13 protein-coding genes and 2 pseudogenes are annotated in these 17,030 nt (G+C 48.5%); 8 read left to right on the top strand and 7 right to left on the bottom strand.

From position 1 onward, the window contains the following. Positions 1-246: 246 nt before the first annotated feature. The 7 genes from ACOTX4_RS03120 (at position 247) to ACOTX4_RS03150 (ending at position 7,846) form a co-directional block, all read left to right on the top strand. Complete coding sequence (locus ACOTX4_RS03120; RefSeq protein ID WP_063938328.1) at positions 247-1,317, top strand: LacI family DNA-binding transcriptional regulator; 1,071 nt, start codon at positions 247-249, stop codon at positions 1,315-1,317. Next, entirely contained in the window at positions 1,314-2,285 is a 972-nt protein-coding gene (locus tag ACOTX4_RS03125; RefSeq protein WP_015571630.1) for a nuclear transport factor 2 family protein, read from the top strand. Before ACOTX4_RS03120 ends, ACOTX4_RS03125 begins: the two co-directional genes overlap by 4 nt. A 105-nt stretch (positions 2,286-2,390) precedes the next feature. Further along, positions 2,391-3,533, top strand: coding sequence for an ester cyclase (locus ACOTX4_RS03130; protein WP_032659993.1), 1,143 nt, complete (start codon positions 2,391-2,393; stop codon positions 3,531-3,533). Continuing rightward, the gene (gene hisD / locus ACOTX4_RS03135; RefSeq protein ID WP_421635351.1) at positions 3,534-4,829 is read left to right on the top strand and encodes a histidinol dehydrogenase; all 1,296 of its coding nucleotides are present in this window, start codon (positions 3,534-3,536) and stop codon (positions 4,827-4,829) included. 53 nt (positions 4,830-4,882) lie between these two features. Beyond that, on the top strand, positions 4,883-6,193 hold the full coding sequence (locus ACOTX4_RS03140; RefSeq protein ID WP_109948916.1) for an amidase: 1,311 nt from the start codon (positions 4,883-4,885) through the stop codon (positions 6,191-6,193). A gap of 444 nt (positions 6,194-6,637) precedes the next feature. Next, a complete protein-coding gene (locus ACOTX4_RS03145) occupies positions 6,638-6,829 on the top strand; it encodes a DUF1272 domain-containing protein (RefSeq protein WP_072202096.1) in 192 nt (63 codons plus the stop codon). Positions 6,830-7,051: 222 nt separating this feature from the next. Further along, a complete protein-coding gene (locus ACOTX4_RS03150; protein WP_058656512.1) occupies positions 7,052-7,846 on the top strand; it encodes a hypothetical protein in 795 nt (264 codons plus the stop codon). A 50-nt stretch (positions 7,847-7,896) separates the two neighbouring features. Here the strand turns inward: ACOTX4_RS03150 and ACOTX4_RS03155 are convergent, their stop codons facing one another. The 4 genes and pseudogenes from ACOTX4_RS03155 to ACOTX4_RS03170 all read right to left on the bottom strand — a co-directional run. Further along, positions 7,897-8,208, bottom strand: coding sequence for a hypothetical protein (locus tag ACOTX4_RS03155; protein ID WP_072202097.1), 312 nt, complete (start codon positions 8,206-8,208; stop codon positions 7,897-7,899). Between the two features lie 250 nt (positions 8,209-8,458). Beyond that, on the bottom strand, positions 8,459-9,517 hold the full coding sequence (locus ACOTX4_RS03160) for a hypothetical protein (RefSeq protein ID WP_058656513.1): 1,059 nt from the start codon (positions 9,515-9,517) through the stop codon (positions 8,459-8,461). A gap of 1 nt (position 9,518) precedes the next feature. Further along, positions 9,519-11,195: an AAA family ATPase gene (locus ACOTX4_RS03165; RefSeq protein ID WP_058656514.1), complete on the bottom strand. Its 1,677-nt coding sequence runs from the start codon at positions 11,193-11,195 to the stop codon at positions 9,519-9,521. Between the two features lie 77 nt (positions 11,196-11,272). Next, positions 11,273-11,419: pseudogene (locus ACOTX4_RS03170) on the bottom strand (Lrp/AsnC ligand binding domain-containing protein); the annotation flags it as partial. Positions 11,420-11,531: 112 nt separating this feature from the next. Between ACOTX4_RS03170 and ACOTX4_RS03175 the strand changes: the two are divergent. Then, a pseudogene (locus ACOTX4_RS03175) lies at positions 11,532-11,759 on the top strand (transposase); the annotation flags it as partial. A 350-nt stretch (positions 11,760-12,109) separates the two neighbouring features. Here ACOTX4_RS03175 and ACOTX4_RS03180 read toward each other — a convergent pair. From ACOTX4_RS03180 to ACOTX4_RS03190, 3 genes are all read right to left on the bottom strand, one after another. Beyond that, complete coding sequence (locus tag ACOTX4_RS03180) at positions 12,110-12,952, bottom strand: hypothetical protein (RefSeq protein ID WP_058656516.1); 843 nt, start codon at positions 12,950-12,952, stop codon at positions 12,110-12,112. A 394-nt stretch (positions 12,953-13,346) separates the two neighbouring features. Continuing rightward, complete coding sequence (locus tag ACOTX4_RS03185; RefSeq protein ID WP_058656517.1) at positions 13,347-14,654, bottom strand: McrC family protein; 1,308 nt, start codon at positions 14,652-14,654, stop codon at positions 13,347-13,349. After that, positions 14,651-16,807, bottom strand: coding sequence for an AAA family ATPase (locus ACOTX4_RS03190; protein WP_058656518.1), 2,157 nt, complete (start codon positions 16,805-16,807; stop codon positions 14,651-14,653). Before ACOTX4_RS03190 ends, ACOTX4_RS03185 begins: the two co-directional genes overlap by 4 nt. Positions 16,808-17,030 lie beyond the last annotated feature (223 nt).

Here is a 17,030-nt window from a genome sequence, read left to right on the forward strand (position 1 = left end):
ATCCTTTGGGCGACTCCTGTTCTCTCCGGTACCATTGACGGTATGAAAACTCTTTGCATACGTATTCAATATTTGAGGTTACGAAAAGGTTTCATGTTTGTAAAGTGATCTCGATCTTGTTGTGAGAATTTTAATTTTTTGTGTTGCATACGCATGCAAAGGTGGTGTAAGTATAAAAAACACCCACTTGCTGAGGCGTTTGAAGCACGCGCAAATGGGCAGGACGTTGATAAGGAATCAGGGGTAATGAAACGTAAGACTTTTGCAGCAGTCACATCCCAACAGGTCGCTCAGCTGGCGGGGGTATCGCAATCTGCGGTGTCGCGAACGTTCACGCCGGGGGCCAGCATTTCGCCGGCAACGCGTGAAAAAGTGCTGAAGGCAGCGCGCGAGCTGGGTTATCGCCCGAATGCGATTGCCCGTTCGCTCAACACGGCTCGTTCGCGCATTATCGGTGTCGTCATTTCTTACTTTGATAACCCCTTTTACTCGCAGGTGCTGGAGGCGCTGGCGCAAAAGCTGGATACGCTGAACTATCACCTGCTGCTGTTCGTTGGCGACCGGGAAGGCAACGTTGACCGTATTTTTGACCAGATTATGCAGTACCGGGTGGATGGTATTGTGCTGGCCTCGGTGACGCTGTCGCTGGAGTTATCTGAAGAATGCCTTGCCGCCGGGATCCCGGTAGTGCTGTTTAACCGCAGCGAAGACAGTGGCATGGCCTCCAGCGTCAACAGTAATAACGAAGCGGCCGCGCGGCAGATTGCCGAGTTTCTGCTGGCGGGGGAGCACAAGCGTTTTGCCTACGTGGGCGGCGTGGCCGATTCCCCGGTCAATATTGCCCGCCAGCGCGGGTTCATCTCCACGCTGGAAGAACATGGCATCACCGATGTGCGGGTGGTGCACGGGAATTACGACGCTCAGCAAACCACCCGGGCAGCCTATACCCTGTTTTCGACGTCGCCAGCGCCGGATGCGGTCTTTGTCGCCAACGATCATATGGCCGTCACGGTAATGGATGTGGCGCGCTATGAGTTTGGTTTGCGCATTCCGGAGGAGGTCTCCGTTGTCGGGTATGACGACATTGGCCCTTCCGGCTGGCCCTCTTATGCGTTGACCTCGGCGTCGCAGCCGGTCGGCGCGATGGTGGATGCCACGGTGGAACTGTTAATGAAACAAATTGACAGCGGAACCATAGAGCCTGAACAGATTACGGTGCCCGGTACGCTGGTGATACGCCACTCGGCGCGTCGCCCACGCAGCGGCGTTATCGAAACCAATGGTTTAACGCTATTCCAGTCTAAGGAGCGCACATGACCAGATTGCGGGGCTTCAGCCCTCAATTCGACTCTATCCAGCAGTTCATTTTGACGCTGACGCACGTGGTGTGGGAGCAGAAAGATATCGGCCAGCTGGCGGATTTTTACGCCACGCCGGTGGTTTTCACTACCCCCGAAAAACAGCTGCATGAGCTTTCCCAGTTTATGCGCCTGACGCTTGAGGCGATGCACAGCTTCCCGCAGCGAGCGGTGCTGACGGAGGATATTCTGTGCAGCCAGAACCCGGGGGATGAGTACTATGCGGCGCAGCGTACCGTAGCCCGCATTCAGCACCAGGGGGAGGGATTTTTTGGCCCGCCGACGGGGAAAAATGTCTGGGTCCGCACCTGGGCCGATCGCATCTGTGTTGATGGTGCCGTACGCCAGGAGTGGCTGCTTCAGGATCGTGCCGCGATTGTGGCGCAACTGGGGCTGGATGTCCGCGATTTTGCTTTTAACCTGGCGACCATGCGCCAGCAGCTTGGGCTGGAATCTGTGTCTGCTGAGACGCTGGACGCCCGCTGGGCGGGCGGGCCCGAGGGCGACGACGTGGAAGGGGCGCTGGCCGGGGTCGTTGAGCGCTACTTAACGATGTGGGCGGGCGGTAACAGCGGCGTGGTGCCCGGTCTCTATCACCCGGCGGCGACGCTGTACGCGCCGGGGCACTGCCTCTGCACCGGCGAACAGGAAATTGGCGCACAGCTTTCCGGTTATCGCGCTTCATTTGCCGACAGCGAAACGCAACTTCATCACCTGATTGTGCGTAAAGATCCTAATGAGCCGATTCGACTTTCATTGCGCTGGTCGTTGTTAACCTGGCATGACGGTTACGGCAAATTTGGTGCGCCGACCCGTAAACCCATATCAATTACCGGTATCAGCCAGCTTGAATTACGTGATGGTTTAATTTTCCGTGAATACCTGGGGATCGATGAATTAGCGATTTGGTCGCAAATATTTAATTAATGGGGCGGCAGCCCCCTTATTCCGGCTGCAAATATTAACCGTGTTTAATTCACCCTCACTTACGGGTGCGGGTTCTTATTGTCTGAAAACAGAGCAGGAGTTTATATGTCTTCCACCGAAGCAACAAATAAAGCACCAGCCGTACCCGAAAAAAGCAGCGTGAAATCGCTGAAAGAGGAACCTGTATTACAGGTGGAGCGTCGTGATTTTGTCGATCTGGTACCGGAAAAAAGACCGCGTGTGCAATCATTACGCGGCTTTGATGACTGCTATACCGATATTGTCGATTATATCGTTCGCTGCACCCATAAAATATGGGACGAGCGCGATGTCGGCTTAATTTATTCTCACTATACCCATAACTGCGTGCTGTATAACGCGCTGGGGACACTCTATAACCGTGAACAGGTGGTACAGGATACGCTGCAACGCTTAATTGCCTTCCCGGAACGGCGCGGAATGGCAACCCAGGTTATCTGGAACGGAAATGATGTTGACGGTTTTTATACCTCTCACCTGGTGACGGGAAGCGGGCGGCATACCCAGCACAGCCATTTAGGCAAGCCGACCAACCGCTCCTTCGTTACCCGGACCGTGGCGGATTGCATGATCCACGAGAATAAAATTTATCGGGAGTGGGTGGTCAGCGACAACATGTCGTTAATGAAACAGCTTGGCCTGAACACCGATCAAATCGCATTTAATATGGCAAAAGAGCAGTTCGATAAAGGCTTCCGCGTGATGGACATCGGCGAAAACGGCCGCATGCTGGGGCAATATCCGCCGGAGATGGAGTGCGATGTTTCCATTGCGCACACCGATACTGAGGAGCAGTGCCTGCGTTGGCTGCATGAGATCTACAACCGCCGGATGTTTGGCAAGATCAAAGAAGTGTATGCGCCTAACGTACAGTGGCACGGTCCGCTGATGAAAGAGCTGTACGGCACCGCGGCGGTAACCCATCAGACGCTAGCGCTGGTGGGGATGATCCCTGACGGCGCGTGGCTGCCGCAGCATATTTGTTCCAACCCGTGCGATGAAGGCGGCGTCAAAGTGGCCGTTCGCTGGATCATCGAAGGGCATCACCTGGGTTACGGCGAACTGGGCAAGCCGACCGGAGAACGACTGTTTGTGATGGGCATGTCGCACTACCACATCGTCAACGGAAAAATTGTTGATGAGTGGGTGGTTTACGACCATCTGGCGCTGTTGGCGCAAATCAAACTCGGCCAGATGGAGGACGCGTAAATGTTAAATAAGGTGAGCTGGATTAAGCGCCCGCAGGGGCAGGATGCGCAGGCCGATCGTTCCCTGACGGAGAAGGTCAGCGCCATTATCGAGCGCGTGAAAACCGAAGGCGATACGGCGCTAAGAGCCTTTTCGCAGCAGTTTGATAAGGTCGTGCCCGCGCAGTTTGAGGTGAGCGAGCAGGAGATCGCCGAAGCACTGGAGGGGATGGATGCCCAGACGCGCCGCGACAGTGAGTTTGCGATTAATCAGGTGCGTCGTTTTGCGCAGGCGCAGCTGGCGACCATGCAGCCGCTGGAGGTAGAGACGCTGCCTGGCGTGCATCTCGGTCACCGGATCATCCCGGTGCAGACGGTGGGCTGCTACGTGCCGGGCGGTCGGTATCCGATTCTCTCCGCTCCCGTGATGTCGATTGTTCCTGCGACGGTGGCGGGTTGTGAACAGATTATCGCCTGTCTGCCCCCGGGCGCCCATCCGGCGATGATTGCAGTTTGCCATCTGGCAGGCGCGCACCGCATTTTCAAAGTTGGCGGCGCGCAGGCCATTGCGGCTATGGCCTGGGGAACGGAGAGCATTCCGTCGGTGGACAAAATCGTTGGGCCAGGCAACGCCTTCGTTAATGAAGCGAAACGCCAGGTTTTTGGTCGGGTCGGCATTGATGCCCTCGCCGGGCCGAGCGAGATTTTCACTATCGCGGACGACAGCGCCGACCCGCGCATTCTGGCCGCCGATATGCTGGCGCAGGCAGAGCACGATATTCATACCCGCGTCGGGCTGGCGACAACCAGCCGGGATATCGCTGAGCGTACCCTGGCGGAGGTTGAGCGTCAGCTCGCCAGCCTGCCAACGGCGGCAACGGCGGGGGAGGCGTGGCGCCGGCAGGGTGAGATTGTGCTCTGCGAAGATGAAGCGCAGCTGATTGCTTTTGCTGACCATATGGCGACGGAGCATTTGCAGGTGCATACCCGCGATCCGCACGCGACGGCGGCGAAGATCCGCAACTATGGCTCGCTGTTTATTGGTCAGAACGCCAGTGTGGTGTTCTCTGATAAATGCTGCGGCACCAACCACACGTTACCGACGATGGCGGCGGCAAGCTATACCGGCGGTCTGTGGGTTGGCGCGTACGTCAAAATCTGTACCCATCAGTGGATTGACGAGCAGGGTATCCCGGCAATCGCAGAACCGGCGATCCGCCAGAGCCGTACCGAGGGGATGCAGGGGCACCGACGGGCGGCGGAAATTCGTCTGCGTCCGCAGGACATTGATGCCATTACTACCGGCATGCGGGACTAAAACGTATCCCGGGCAGCCTTCTGCCCGGTTTTCAGCACGGGGAGCCTGAGATTATGAAGCGCCTGATACCGCCAGACGACTGCCCGGAGGAAATTGCCCAACGTCTCGACGTCATACAGCAGCACCGGGCGCTCAACGCGATCCTCGGGGTTAACCCTGACGCTATGTCTCAGGCGGAACAGCATCAGCAGCAGCGTCGACGTGGAGAGCCGATCGGCCCCCTGCACGGCGTGCCGCTGATCGTCAAAGATAATATTGCCTGCGCGCCGATGCCCATTACTCTTGGCTGCCGGGCGCTGGCCTCACTTAACGCGACAGCGGATGCACGGGTCGTGCAGCGATTGCGCAGCGCGGGGGCGATTATTCTCGCCAGGGCCAATATGTCCGAGTTCGCGTTCGATGTGCGCTCGCGAAGCTCGCTGGGGGGCGATGTGGCGAATCCACTTTGCCCGACACTCACCGCCGGAGGTTCCAGCGGAGGATGCGCTGCGGCCGTGGCGGCGGGAATGGCGGATGGCGCATTGGGTACCGATACCGGCGGCTCTATCCGCATTCCCTGTAGCTATACCGGGCTGGTGGGGCTACGGCCTGCCTTTCGCCGTTCACAGCTGGACGGTGTAGCGCCGCTCTCGCCCAGCAAAGATACCGTTGGGCCAATGGTACATAGCGTTGAAGATGCCGCCTTGCTGCATGCGGTGATCCATGGCCTGCCGCCGGTTGCGCTTCCTGTGCGTTCGCTGAAAGGCGTTCGCTTTGGTGTGGTAACCGCGTTACAGGGAGAGGATGAGGTACAGCTGGAGGTCTGGCAGTCGGCGCTGCACACGTTGCGCCGTGCCGGAGCGACGCTGGTGGAGGTTTCACTCCCTTTCCTTGAAGAGGTGAGGCAGGCCACCTGCCTCAGTCTGTATGAATTTCGCGTGGCGATTGACGACTGGCTTAGCAAACAGCCTGGCGCTCCCTCCGGACTGACGAGCATTGTGGACTCCGGCGCTTTCCTGCCGGAGTTTGCGCCGTTTCTACGTCAGATGCTGGCGAGTAACACGCTGAAAACCCCGCTCTGGCTGGCGGGGCGTCGCTTTCAGCGCCTGTTGCGGCAGAACCTTTGCCAGGTGGCGGAGGCGCAGCGCATCGACGGATTTGTGTATCCCACCGTACAACGATTACCAGAAAGTATGGCGAAGATGCCGCCAGGCTGCGCGCCGGAACTGGCCGCCATCAGCGGCCTGCCTGCCATTACGTTGCCCTGTGGCGTAAGCCGTATCGGGCTGCCGGTAGGGATGGAGATGTTATCGGTGCAGGAGGATGAGGCGGCACTGATGGTGCTGGCGCTGGCGTGTGAGGGGGCGTTGGGCGAGAAGGGATAGATACAAAAAAGCCCGCAGAGCTTGCGCAGTGCGGGCTTTCTGTACTTCACCGGACGTATCCGGATCATTATTTGGGCTGGCGTCCTTGTAATTGGTGGGGTAGGTGGTTGAGCTTGTTGGGGATTTTGATTTTTTGCGGGGAAGGGAAGGCGCAAAAAGAGTGGCGATGGTGTTGATATGGAAGGGATTTTTGTATCTGTTTGATTTTTAAGTTGATTGTTGGGGGGCTTGCTAGTTTAGGCTCTGGTGGACGCTACAGGCTTGTCGTTTGTTTCCGGAAGTGAGTGTTTCTGTCGGATAATTCACTCTCTTGAATTTTCCAGACTGTAGACCATGCTCATCTAATACACGCGAAAAACAATAGCGTCATCTATCGCATAAGGAGATACGGGTAGATGGCCTTTGGTATAGCCAATGAAGTCCCTTTAACAATAAGAGAGCACCATGCTTGAACTCCGTCCTAATTGCGAATGCTGTGATAAAGATCTGCTACCTGAATCAAAAGAGGCATTCATCTGTTCATTTGAATGCACATTTTGTATTGATTGCGTGACCCAACGGCTTAATGGCCAGTGCCCGAACTGCGAAGGGGAACTGGTGCGACGTCCAATACGGCCCGAAGCATCCCTCCTGTGACACCCTGCATCCAGTCAGCGTCACCATAAACAATAGAGATGAAAACTATGTTCACTCCTTGCTCATAACGACCTTCGTGATTCTGCTAGCCGCCCGCTGTGTGCTAGGGGCTGACAAAGCTGACGTCGTCATGTACCGATCAACGCGATGTAAGTCAGCTAGTTGATGGTGGGACATTGTATAATCCGAGATTACTCAACTAGCACTACGGACGGCACTATCATGCAGAAAAGCTTAGCAGAACGATTTGACTCATTTGAAGAGGACTTTCAAGACGTTTTATCGACCAAATCGATGCAATACAACTCGTTGTTGAACGCAAACAAAATGTATGTGGATGCAGCAAAATATAAAATATGGATCGGACGGGTCAAAAAGTTACTGGAAGACAGTTATGGACAGGATTCTGAATTTTACAAAGACTTTATCAAAGCTCAAAAAGGATTTTATGCCTCAAATTATGAAATTCTCACCACACAATTAAAACCGGTTTTTGATGCCGCAAAAGCTGATCTAGATTATGCCCTCCCTCTGAATACTAGCCCAGTATTGAAAGAAACTGACAGATTAGATCTGATAATTAACGTGCTTGAAAGGTTTCCGTCGTTCTGTCGCCAGCTGAAAAAAAGATATAACAACAGAGATAGCATTGAGGTAACCGACGAGTATGACGTTCAGGATCTGGTTCATGCTCTTCTCACCCTTCATTTCGATGATGTCAGGCCGGAAGAGGCTTCGCCGAGTTATGCAGGCTCGTCCTCCAGACAGGATTTTTTGCTCAAGAAAGAAAAAATAGTAATCGAGGTCAAGAAAACACGTAAGTCTCTGGGAGCGGGAAAAATCGGAGAAGAATTAATTATTGATATGGCCCGTTACCGCGCCCACCCGGACTGTGACACGCTGGTCTGTTTTGTCTATGACCCGGATGGATGGGTGAATAACCCGAAAGGTGTGGTTGCCGATCTGGAGGGGGGCGATTCAGAAGGCAAGACCAGAGTGGTGATAGCGCAGTTCTGAAGCTCACTGCTGCATCTGGACAGAATAACTCTTCTGTCCAGTTCAAAAGATCAATATGTATTGAGAGGGGGGCCGTACTCTTCAATCGGCCAAGAAGTGACAACAAACACAGTATCATCCTCATCGTTAGCAAAAATGAACCCATGCTTTTCTTCGGCGCCATCAGTGAAAACTCGGGGATCATTTTTAAGTGAAACCCACGAGGCTATGCTTGCATGATGTCCCAAATTCCTGAGTGCTGTTCTGGCTGCTTCCCAGTGAGTCATTATTGATTTATTTGATTCCACTTCATGCAACAAATGACACTTCAAACGAGCTATAGAAAGGAGCTGATTTGGTGGTCTTTTATAGACGTGCATCATGTTCCATAATCTCTTCGTGATCCGGCGAGAGTGCCATGTCCAATGTTGGGGAGAACTGATTTAGTTTCAATAGGCGTTGGACAGAATCACCAGAATGTCCAAGTGGGCTTCCCTGCCGTGGCGCCAATGAAGGACCGCTCAGTGCCAAAAGCGGAAGTAACTAACAGCAGTCTGTGTGAAAAAACGGGGTTTAGGTCACACTGTATAAAATAAATAGTTTTAATGATGGTGGGATCGCCCCACCAAACAATCATTTTACTATTCTTGAATTGATGTCAAAGGCTCGTAGCAAGTCTAACTTAAGCTTACTGTAACTTCTCTTTAAAACATCATTTTTTTCAAGGGATACATGACTCTTAATTAAATCGAGCAACATATCTTCATATCTAGGATCTGCTGAGCCGTCTCTAATTACATCTTCATACTTATGCAACATTTCAATAAATACATTAGCAGAAGACACAGATAAAAGCTTTGAATATCTTGATTCAAGTTTTAAATCTTTAACTAATGAATCAGTTTGACCGTTTTTAATTCTCATCTTAACAAGATTCAATGGTCCTCCAGTAAAAACATCCATATTTGGAACGAAATCGTACTCATCATCGAAACAACGAACATACGGATGTATATGAGTTTCGACAGTGAAATCCCGTGAACGCTTCAACTTTCCATTACAATTAGAACATGATGGTATATGATTGTAAAAAGACAAAGCTAAATAAGGATACTTAGCTTTCGGATAAAAATGATCCAATTCGAATAAAGCCTGTTTATTATTTAACCCTCCTTCCTTCTGACTGATAATTAAAGCAGAGTCAGCATTACAATATACACAAGTAGCTTTATCAAAAAACATGTTTTCGTATATCTCATAGAGAGTAGCGCTACTTCTATATGATTCGTAATTAAACACTCGAGAAAGTAATAACTTGCAAAAATTTGTCTTTACAAAAGAGTTTTTTTTCTTTGTGAATAAATCACTATCATTCACGTGCTTATTAATGTCAGACTTAATTGATTTAAAAACCTCAGGTTTAGAAAATACTATTTTTTTTAAAACGACCTCATCATCTAAATAATTCATTAAAGAAAAATGTCTAGAAAAACTTTCTTGGTTATCATTTTTATATTGGTCAGTTGTGACGTGTTTTTTTAAAGATCTCACTCTCATTATTAATGAGCTTTCTTTGAAAAGACCTTTTTTATCTACTTGATTCAGAAAAGTCCACAATTTCTCCAAAGACTCTTCAATGAGTAAATCAGGTATTTCCCCATGTCCTTTAATATGATTCTGTATGCTAATCATTTTAAGAAATCCTTTTCCGAATATGATGCAAGACCAACTCATCACCAATTAGCCCTAATGATTCATTCAATTTTTTAATATCGCATTTTGTTAAAGTTTCTTTGTCAAGTATATGCAGTATTTCTGAAATATAAGAGTTTGAGATTGATGCACTGCGCACCCCCTTAAGACCAAAAGCCTTTGAGTAAATATCATAAAAATTCGCTCCAAAAGTATTAATATCTTCTAGCATATTCAACTGTGAGTTGTTACCATTAAGTATTAACAAGCATTGTTTGGGAACATCTGATACTAACAGTGGAGAGTGTGTAGTAAAAACTATTTGAATTTTACCTTTGGATATTTCAGGAAGACTTCTTATAAGTGTTTGCAGGAAGTCGATTTGCCACTGTGGATGCAAATATAAGTCTCCTTCATCAATACATATAACACTATCCATTTCATCGCGCGAATGTTCACCTTCAGAGATTGCCGCCCAAACCAAACTGAATATATTCAGATATGCCTTTTGCCCTGAACTTAAGCCGGACCAAGATGCATTACAACCCCAAAACACTTCAAACATACTCGAAAGTTTTTGATGTTGCCAATTACTACATTCAGAATAGTCTAACGAAAAAATTATCTTTGAGTTTCTTAATGAAGAATCAGGAGTGAAATTTAACGATTCAAAAATAGATTTTAGATTGAGTAACACACAACCAACAACCTCACTCATAATGTGATTTTCTGTGTAATTATAAATACTGTCTCTTGACTGTGACTCGTCCAAGATCGCTTGCAGAATAACGTCAGTAGATGTTTCATCATCACGTAATAAGGATGAAACTATTTCTAATATATCAGCGATGCAATAATCGACTTTTGAGCCTGGATTTATCAAACTGGCTATGAACTGCTGTTTTATAATTGTAATGGACAAATTGAAAAGGTTATCACGACCAATCTTACGAACTTCTCTTAAAAAAATTCGCTGTAAACCCTCTGAAATATAACTTAATTCACTAATTGCCTCATCACTTGAGCTCTGAAAGTTATTTTTCCGACTCAATCCTCGCAAGCTTTCTTTTATCGTCCTACTTATTCGATATTCAATTTTAGTAGGTGGTTGTAATTTTATTTTTCTTGCCGCATGAGAACCCAAGAATCTAATCTGCTTTTCAAGAACGCTTTCTAATCTCCTAAAGCTATTTTTATGAATGTTTTTAGGATTCATTTTTGCGTTCAAAGATATATCAACAACTTCATCAGGAAAGTCAATGTAATTTGCATCGAAGACATTCGAGAAAAACATAACTCTAATTTTTTTTAAGTCATTAATATCTCCAGGTAATATTAATGACTCAGGGTAAGTCAAATCACTTTCCATCCTATTCACAATATAATATTGTGTGTTTTTCTTGTAAATAATGATGAAATCACTTCTTACTCTAAAACTTTCCGTTATAAGTCTACAGATTAATTCTAAAGATGTTGTTTTTCCCGCCCCATTAATCCCTAACAATGCGGTAATATCGCTTACGCTGCCTCCGAAAAAGTCTTCTGGATATGTTTCTTTCATTTCCACAAGAAGTTCAGATGATTCTTTTTTATACTTAAAAAAGTATTTGCTTGATAAATTCAAACCATAATCTTTAAATTGTTTAAATCTTTCGACCCACAAATATGCAATTTCCATTCTATTCCTTATTAATTTAGTAACTCATTTTTATGATACAATATCATTGAAATTGATTTACTCTAGAGGCCAACCCGTCATCTCTTTATCTCCTTCAACACAAACATACTCTGCACCTCTTTATTCCCGGGCAATCTACGAATCACCGACATCGCGAAATCCGCGTATGCATCCATATCTGCCGATACCATCTATAATGAGAAACCCGCATCGCTGCCGATGTTGTTGTAAGTATCCCGCTTAGACACCTTATTCTCTTATAGAGGTCCTCTTGCATATGGAGTATGTTACCTTAACGACCTTCCCCCTGAAAACAGTACAAGGCTAAACTGAAGTATCCGGTCTTTCTTTTATCTTACAGAGAGGCACGTCAGCCATGAAAAGACCCGTTGTACCGAAGAACAGATAGCGTTTGCGCTGAAGCAGGCCGAAACTGGCACTCGCGTCGGGGAAGTCTGCAGAAAGATGGGGACTTCTGAGGCCACTTTTTATAATTGGAAGAAGAAATTTGCCGATCTGTGTGTAACAGAACTATGTCGTTTACGACAGGTGGAGGATGAAAGCATGTATTTTGAATGTCTGCAGATCGCTCATAAGGAACAACCATACTCAAATCTCCCACATTGCAGGAGATTTGAGTATGAACACGTCACCGTGGAACAAAGACCAAATGGTCCGTTTAAGCGGGATACTTACAATCCAACTTCTGTTGGATCATAAGAAACAGGAAAGCATAGTCCGTTATCTGGGCATTAAAGTCGATTATGCGTTAGAGAACTCTAAGGTTGTCAGGGCTGCAACAGCAACCCTGTGCCAGAAACTGATGTTGATAACGCCGCCAGCATGCGCGGCTTTGTAGTGGAGGCAAAGGCGTAATGGAAAAATCGTCGCAGTGCATAGTCTTGTTAGGAGGCTTACTCATACCAGCTCGAAATATCTACGCTAAACTGATTAAGGTTAATGGCACTACCCAATGGTTGTTTAAATAGAACTTCCATTTCACTGTATACGGGAAACGAGGCCGGAATTTCAGCTCCATCTCCTTTACGCCGATCGGATGCTGACCCGTACATTAAGGTCGCTCCTATTCTCCCTTCGACATGCATCTCCATAGAGTTTACGCCAATTTTAACAACAGAAATGTTTTCTGCTGTTATTTCATCAATATACTGATGGGTCGATATTTCCATTAACTCAACAACCGATTCGCTGTTTATTCTGTCGATCAGAACTCCATTGATATCATCGAAGAGCTTATCTGCAACTTCGGCTCTCAGTTCATCAATCTTGTTAACAAAGTCAAGAGTTGCTGAAAGACATTCATCTGCGGTTCTTTCAGTATTTTCGATTGAGCTTTTGAATGTTGCTTCTTCTATATGTGTAAATCCACTTAAACGATTGATGATAGCAATCAATTCGCTTGATACCTCATCTATCTCATCAATGCAAAGTTTTTTCGTTACATAGAAATCAGAAAGCCCTCCTTGAATCGCAAATTTAATGCGATGTTTTCGAGTAATTCCTGTTGATGATGTCTGATCCGGCGAAAACCATTGGCATTGCTGAAGCTCATCATCAGGTGCTAACCGGTGTAAAACATGCCTTGTTAGTTCACGTAGAGCATATGCAAAGTTGTTCAACCTAAGTGGGTTCGGTGTCAAAAGATTAATAAAGGCAGAGTCCAATAATTCCTTCTCAAAGCCGTCAAGGAGGACTCTGTTTATTCTTTCTTGGTATTGCTCCCTCAATCGTTCCATCTAACCTCCTAACATGTTTATAGAGAGCAAATCGCACACTTTTCATCATGGTTTTGCTCGTGTTTGTTCTATCTCTATTGATAACAAATTCTTGTAGGGCTTACTAGTGTGGATAATACAGTTGGTACTTAAAGTAGTGGTCCGATGTAAAGGGGTAATTGGGGCGTTTTCCTGAATATGTGAACAACTGGGGTAGAAGACGTTGTACAGTGCAAATTGCGAACGTCTGTTTATCGCTCATCGCGGACATGCCTTACCGTCTATTCTCTACGTACCAAGACTATAAGCCCAGTATATTAAATGCATTAAATGATCATGTAGGTTTGAGCCCTAATCGCGGTTGAGGTTATTGAGAGAGCCGAGCCTCAAGGTGCAACGGTCTCGCCTTTTCACCTCACTGCGTGTTGATGCCGAGAAGGTTAATTAACTGCCCGACAATCTTGTCCTCATCGAGAATCAGATCCACACTAGCCACCTGTAATTGTTCCTTGCCTGCTAGAATCCTATAGCCTGCATTCAGAGGTTGCGTTCCCAGACCTGCATGATGTGGATAGAGAAGCAAAACTTGTGGGCAGTGATAAATCCGTGCATAGGCCATCATCTGGTAGACATCAGCCTGCGATATGCCATGCCTGGCATCTTCGGGATGACGCCCAATACGCTTCCATTTAGTGTCTATGATCATAACAATCTGATGGTCCCGCTCGATAAGCATATCCGGTCGGGTCTGGAAGCGTGGTTTGCCTTCTTTTACGTCCTCGATCAGACAGTATAATCTGCCTGCCTGTGCACGAACCGTCCATTCCGTACCGCGTACAGCACGCTTCGCCAGCGCCGCTATATATGCCTCGAACAGGTCGTTCATTGGAAAAAGCAGTGTAATCCCGTTTTGCGCTCGTTTATCGTAGTGTGTAGCTTGCCAGTCGCGTCGCAGGAGAAGACGTGCCAGATTGTAGAGGGCTTCCCAGCGATGATTGGTTCGGTCGATCCGTACCTGTGACCACGGCAGATGACTGAAAGGGACGTCGCTAACACCCGCTAATAGGATGCGCAATTCATTCAGACGACGGAGTGTATCAGCAGCGCGGGCATAATGGTGAAGCAGAACTACACAAGCCTTCATTATTCGAAGCAGGGCGGTATCAGCCGATAGTTCGTCGTAACGACAGGCGAGACGGTCGGGGCGGACGGCAAGCGTAGTGAATTGTCTTTTGATATTGAGCCTTCCGCGCAATGAGGGCAAATCGTCTTCCTGTGCCAAATAGGTGCGCGGTAATCCTCGATGTACTTCAGATAAGAGTCGTTCGGCGAACAAGCGGATGAGTATCTCTAGCAAGCTTTCAGCTTGTCTCGCCATTGTTGCAGCCTGTCCATTGCCGAGTTTAAGGCCGAGGGCGACATCAAGCATACGTATCAGGCGACTGCGTATTGTGGCGTCCGGTTCTATCGTCTCGTCGTCGAATTTGGGCAGGATCTCAAGGCTACATCCCGGAGCGGCAATGACCCCAACCATTTGCCCGGCAATAATTTTGTTATGGCGATCGATTAAGATATTGGTACCGTGCTGATTTGCCAGCGGATGCTCGCGCGCCGCCGTTAGCAGCGCGTTAGCCTGAGGGCGGGTAAAAGCATGAGGAGCGTTTATGCTGCTTTCTGTGTTCACACAAACACCACCCCATTCGCGAACCGTGAGGTGCGTCATTCTTTCGATTCACCAGCCACCTCAAGAGCAGTGACATTTAACGTTCTGGCTTTGCCTATCAGTCGATCAAAGGCGTCATTTCTGAACGGTGCACGTACCGACCAGCTTGATAATGGTTCCCCCTCTATTCCGGGTGGCGGTAAAATCTGCTCTTCCTGCATAAAACCATCGCCCAGCACTGCCGCGATTCGGCTCCAGTCCTCGAAGAAATACTCTTGTAACAGCGGTATGACCTTATTGCGCACTGCATCTTCAACTTGTGCCCTGGATTCACAATTGATAAAGAAGGCGTGTCCAATGCGATATTCCCGGCCTATAAGATATTCAATACGCTGGTTGATGGTGCTAAGAACGGCTTTGAGATCGATCCCCTCTACTTCACTTAGCAGGGTCGCGTCGGGAGCTATTTCCCGGAAGTTGAATCGCCGCCTTAATGCTGTGTCGAGCAATGCGATGGATCGATCGGCGGTATTCATGGTGCCTATGATATGAAGGTTGGCGGGGATGCCAAAATCTTTCTTTTTCGAATAAGGCAGAGTTACGGTGAGTGCATCAGGCATTCCAAGACGTTTATCCGGCTCAATTAACGTAATCAGTTCACCGAACACTTTCGAGATATTTGCCCGGTTGATCTCATCAATAATGAGGACGAATTGTTCTGGTTGTCCTTTAACATCGGAACTATTATCCAGGTTCTCTGTACTTGAGAGCAGTCTGCCTAGCGCCGGGATATTCACACGACTGGTGGCAATGGAATAGAGCGTCCGCATGGTGAAGTTACCATCGATAATTGTATCGAGTGGCAGTGGTTCATCAAGGGTCAGTAGCCAGCGAACTGGGCGGCGGTGGGCATAGTAACCTTCGGCTTCAGGAACGAAATAGTAATCACCAGTTATTTCAGCGATAGCGCGAAACGCAGTGTTCCCGTAAGGGACAATCACGATATCACCAGGCTTCATTTCGCAACGGAAGGGATAGGTTTGCGTCCAGTTACTAGGCGTCAGATTCCCTGGATTTTGCTTGATCCATTCATCATGGATCGCGTTGAACGATGAGAATCTATCCGCGCTCCAGTCTATGGTCCCACCCCAACCCAGAGCGATATACCCATTGTCGCGGGCATCTTCATACACATCGTCTTCGGTGCCAATTGTCCCTTGCCCCATTTTCCAGAAGCGTTTTTGGGATAGTTGCAGTGCCGAGGCATCTGTCTGTGCACGGGGTTGTGTTCTGGCCTGATCGGCAAGGGCACAAATTTCTCTGAAGAGCCCCGGCGTAGGCATGAGTCTGAATCCAGCAGACGAAGACTCATCTTCACCGATTTCTGGACGAAGGCCCTCAACGAAGGTTTCGTAGTCATAACTCTGGTGGAATGTGACGAAAGAGATTCTCTTTTCTGCCATCAGTTCGTTATAGCGCGCCATCAGGGCCGCACGCCCATCTTTTGAGTTCGGATAGGCATCTTTGCCATCGCAGAGCGCTACGGCTTCCCTCGCCGTGTGATAGGTCTTTCCGGTACCTGGAGGACCGTAAAAAATAAGGTTAGTCGGAGTTGGTTTAGTGTGGGCCACCAGTTCGCTTCCTTCCGTAAGGATGAACGTATATTTCCGGGTTGTGCTCTTTTTAGGCCCTTCCGTCACCGGAGGGGGAACATCCGCTAGTTCCTGAAATTTTTGACCATCAAGAGCCTGACAGATGTTCGGCCATCCCTTGTCGAGACCCATTTCAGTATTCAGAGGACCAACTACCAGGGTGACACTTGTGTCACCTCGCTCTCTGGCTGGGGTGATGTAGTTTTCAAGGACATAATCCCGAATTTCGTCGGCCTGAGAGTCATCACCGCTCAGAAAACGTCCATATTGTCCGAGCCAGCTATTCCAGTTGGACAATCGGTTAAGCGGTTGCTCTGATTCAGGCATTAGTAACCGATAGTCATTGCCGTTGTCTTTGGCATCACGGCGAATCTCTTTGATCCGCTGCCGCAATTGCGCAAATCCATCCGCCTTGTAGGCTGCATCCAGATCTGCATGAGGAGAACCAAGTGCTGCGAGATTTTTTTCTATAGTTTTGACAGCATAAATACGGGAATTGAGGCCTGCTTGCGTTTTGGCGCCTTTGCTCTTCAACCATTCCTGAAATTCAACTTCGAGCATTTCCGATGCCCTCTCATTTTCGTTAACTTACTGATAGCTATCATTGTGGATGATGGAAGGGGCAGTACTGCAACTCTTCGTTACAGATTGCCAATACTATTAATCTTCCGTGCTGATTGTCTCGCTTGCGGGGCGAAGGGTTTGACCAACCTGACATAGCAGACAGGCATCATCCTCGAATGTCATGGTCCCTCAGGAGTGCAGTCCAAGCGCTGTGTCGCTT

This window comes from Enterobacter cloacae complex sp. IR5459, assembly GCF_049238005.1.
GTDB lineage: Bacteria > Pseudomonadota > Gammaproteobacteria > Enterobacterales > Enterobacteriaceae > Enterobacter > Enterobacter hormaechei_C.

Excerpts from the sequence above, each read along its gene's own strand:
- ACOTX4_RS03120 (WP_063938328.1), top strand. The coding sequence starts at position 247 with ATGAAACGTAAGACTTTTGCAGCAGTCACATCCCAACAGGTCGCTCAG.
- ACOTX4_RS03125 (WP_015571630.1), top strand. The coding sequence starts at position 1,314 with ATGACCAGATTGCGGGGCTTCAGCCCTCAATTCGACTCTATCCAGCAG.
- ACOTX4_RS03130 (WP_032659993.1), top strand. The coding sequence starts at position 2,391 with ATGTCTTCCACCGAAGCAACAAATAAAGCACCAGCCGTACCCGAAAAA.
- hisD (WP_421635351.1), top strand. The coding sequence starts at position 3,534 with ATGTTAAATAAGGTGAGCTGGATTAAGCGCCCGCAGGGGCAGGATGCG.
- ACOTX4_RS03140 (WP_109948916.1), top strand. The coding sequence starts at position 4,883 with ATGAAGCGCCTGATACCGCCAGACGACTGCCCGGAGGAAATTGCCCAA.
- ACOTX4_RS03145 (WP_072202096.1), top strand. The coding sequence starts at position 6,638 with ATGCTTGAACTCCGTCCTAATTGCGAATGCTGTGATAAAGATCTGCTA.
- ACOTX4_RS03150 (WP_058656512.1), top strand. The coding sequence starts at position 7,052 with ATGCAGAAAAGCTTAGCAGAACGATTTGACTCATTTGAAGAGGACTTT.
- ACOTX4_RS03155 (WP_072202097.1), bottom strand. The coding sequence starts at position 8,208 with ATGATGCACGTCTATAAAAGACCACCAAATCAGCTCCTTTCTATAGCT.
- ACOTX4_RS03160 (WP_058656513.1), bottom strand. The coding sequence starts at position 9,517 with ATGATTAGCATACAGAATCATATTAAAGGACATGGGGAAATACCTGAT.
- ACOTX4_RS03165 (WP_058656514.1), bottom strand. The coding sequence starts at position 11,195 with ATGGAAATTGCATATTTGTGGGTCGAAAGATTTAAACAATTTAAAGAT.
- ACOTX4_RS03180 (WP_058656516.1), bottom strand. The coding sequence starts at position 12,952 with ATGGAACGATTGAGGGAGCAATACCAAGAAAGAATAAACAGAGTCCTC.
- ACOTX4_RS03185 (WP_058656517.1), bottom strand. The coding sequence starts at position 14,654 with ATGACGCACCTCACGGTTCGCGAATGGGGTGGTGTTTGTGTGAACACA.
- ACOTX4_RS03190 (WP_058656518.1), bottom strand. The coding sequence starts at position 16,807 with ATGCTCGAAGTTGAATTTCAGGAATGGTTGAAGAGCAAAGGCGCCAAA.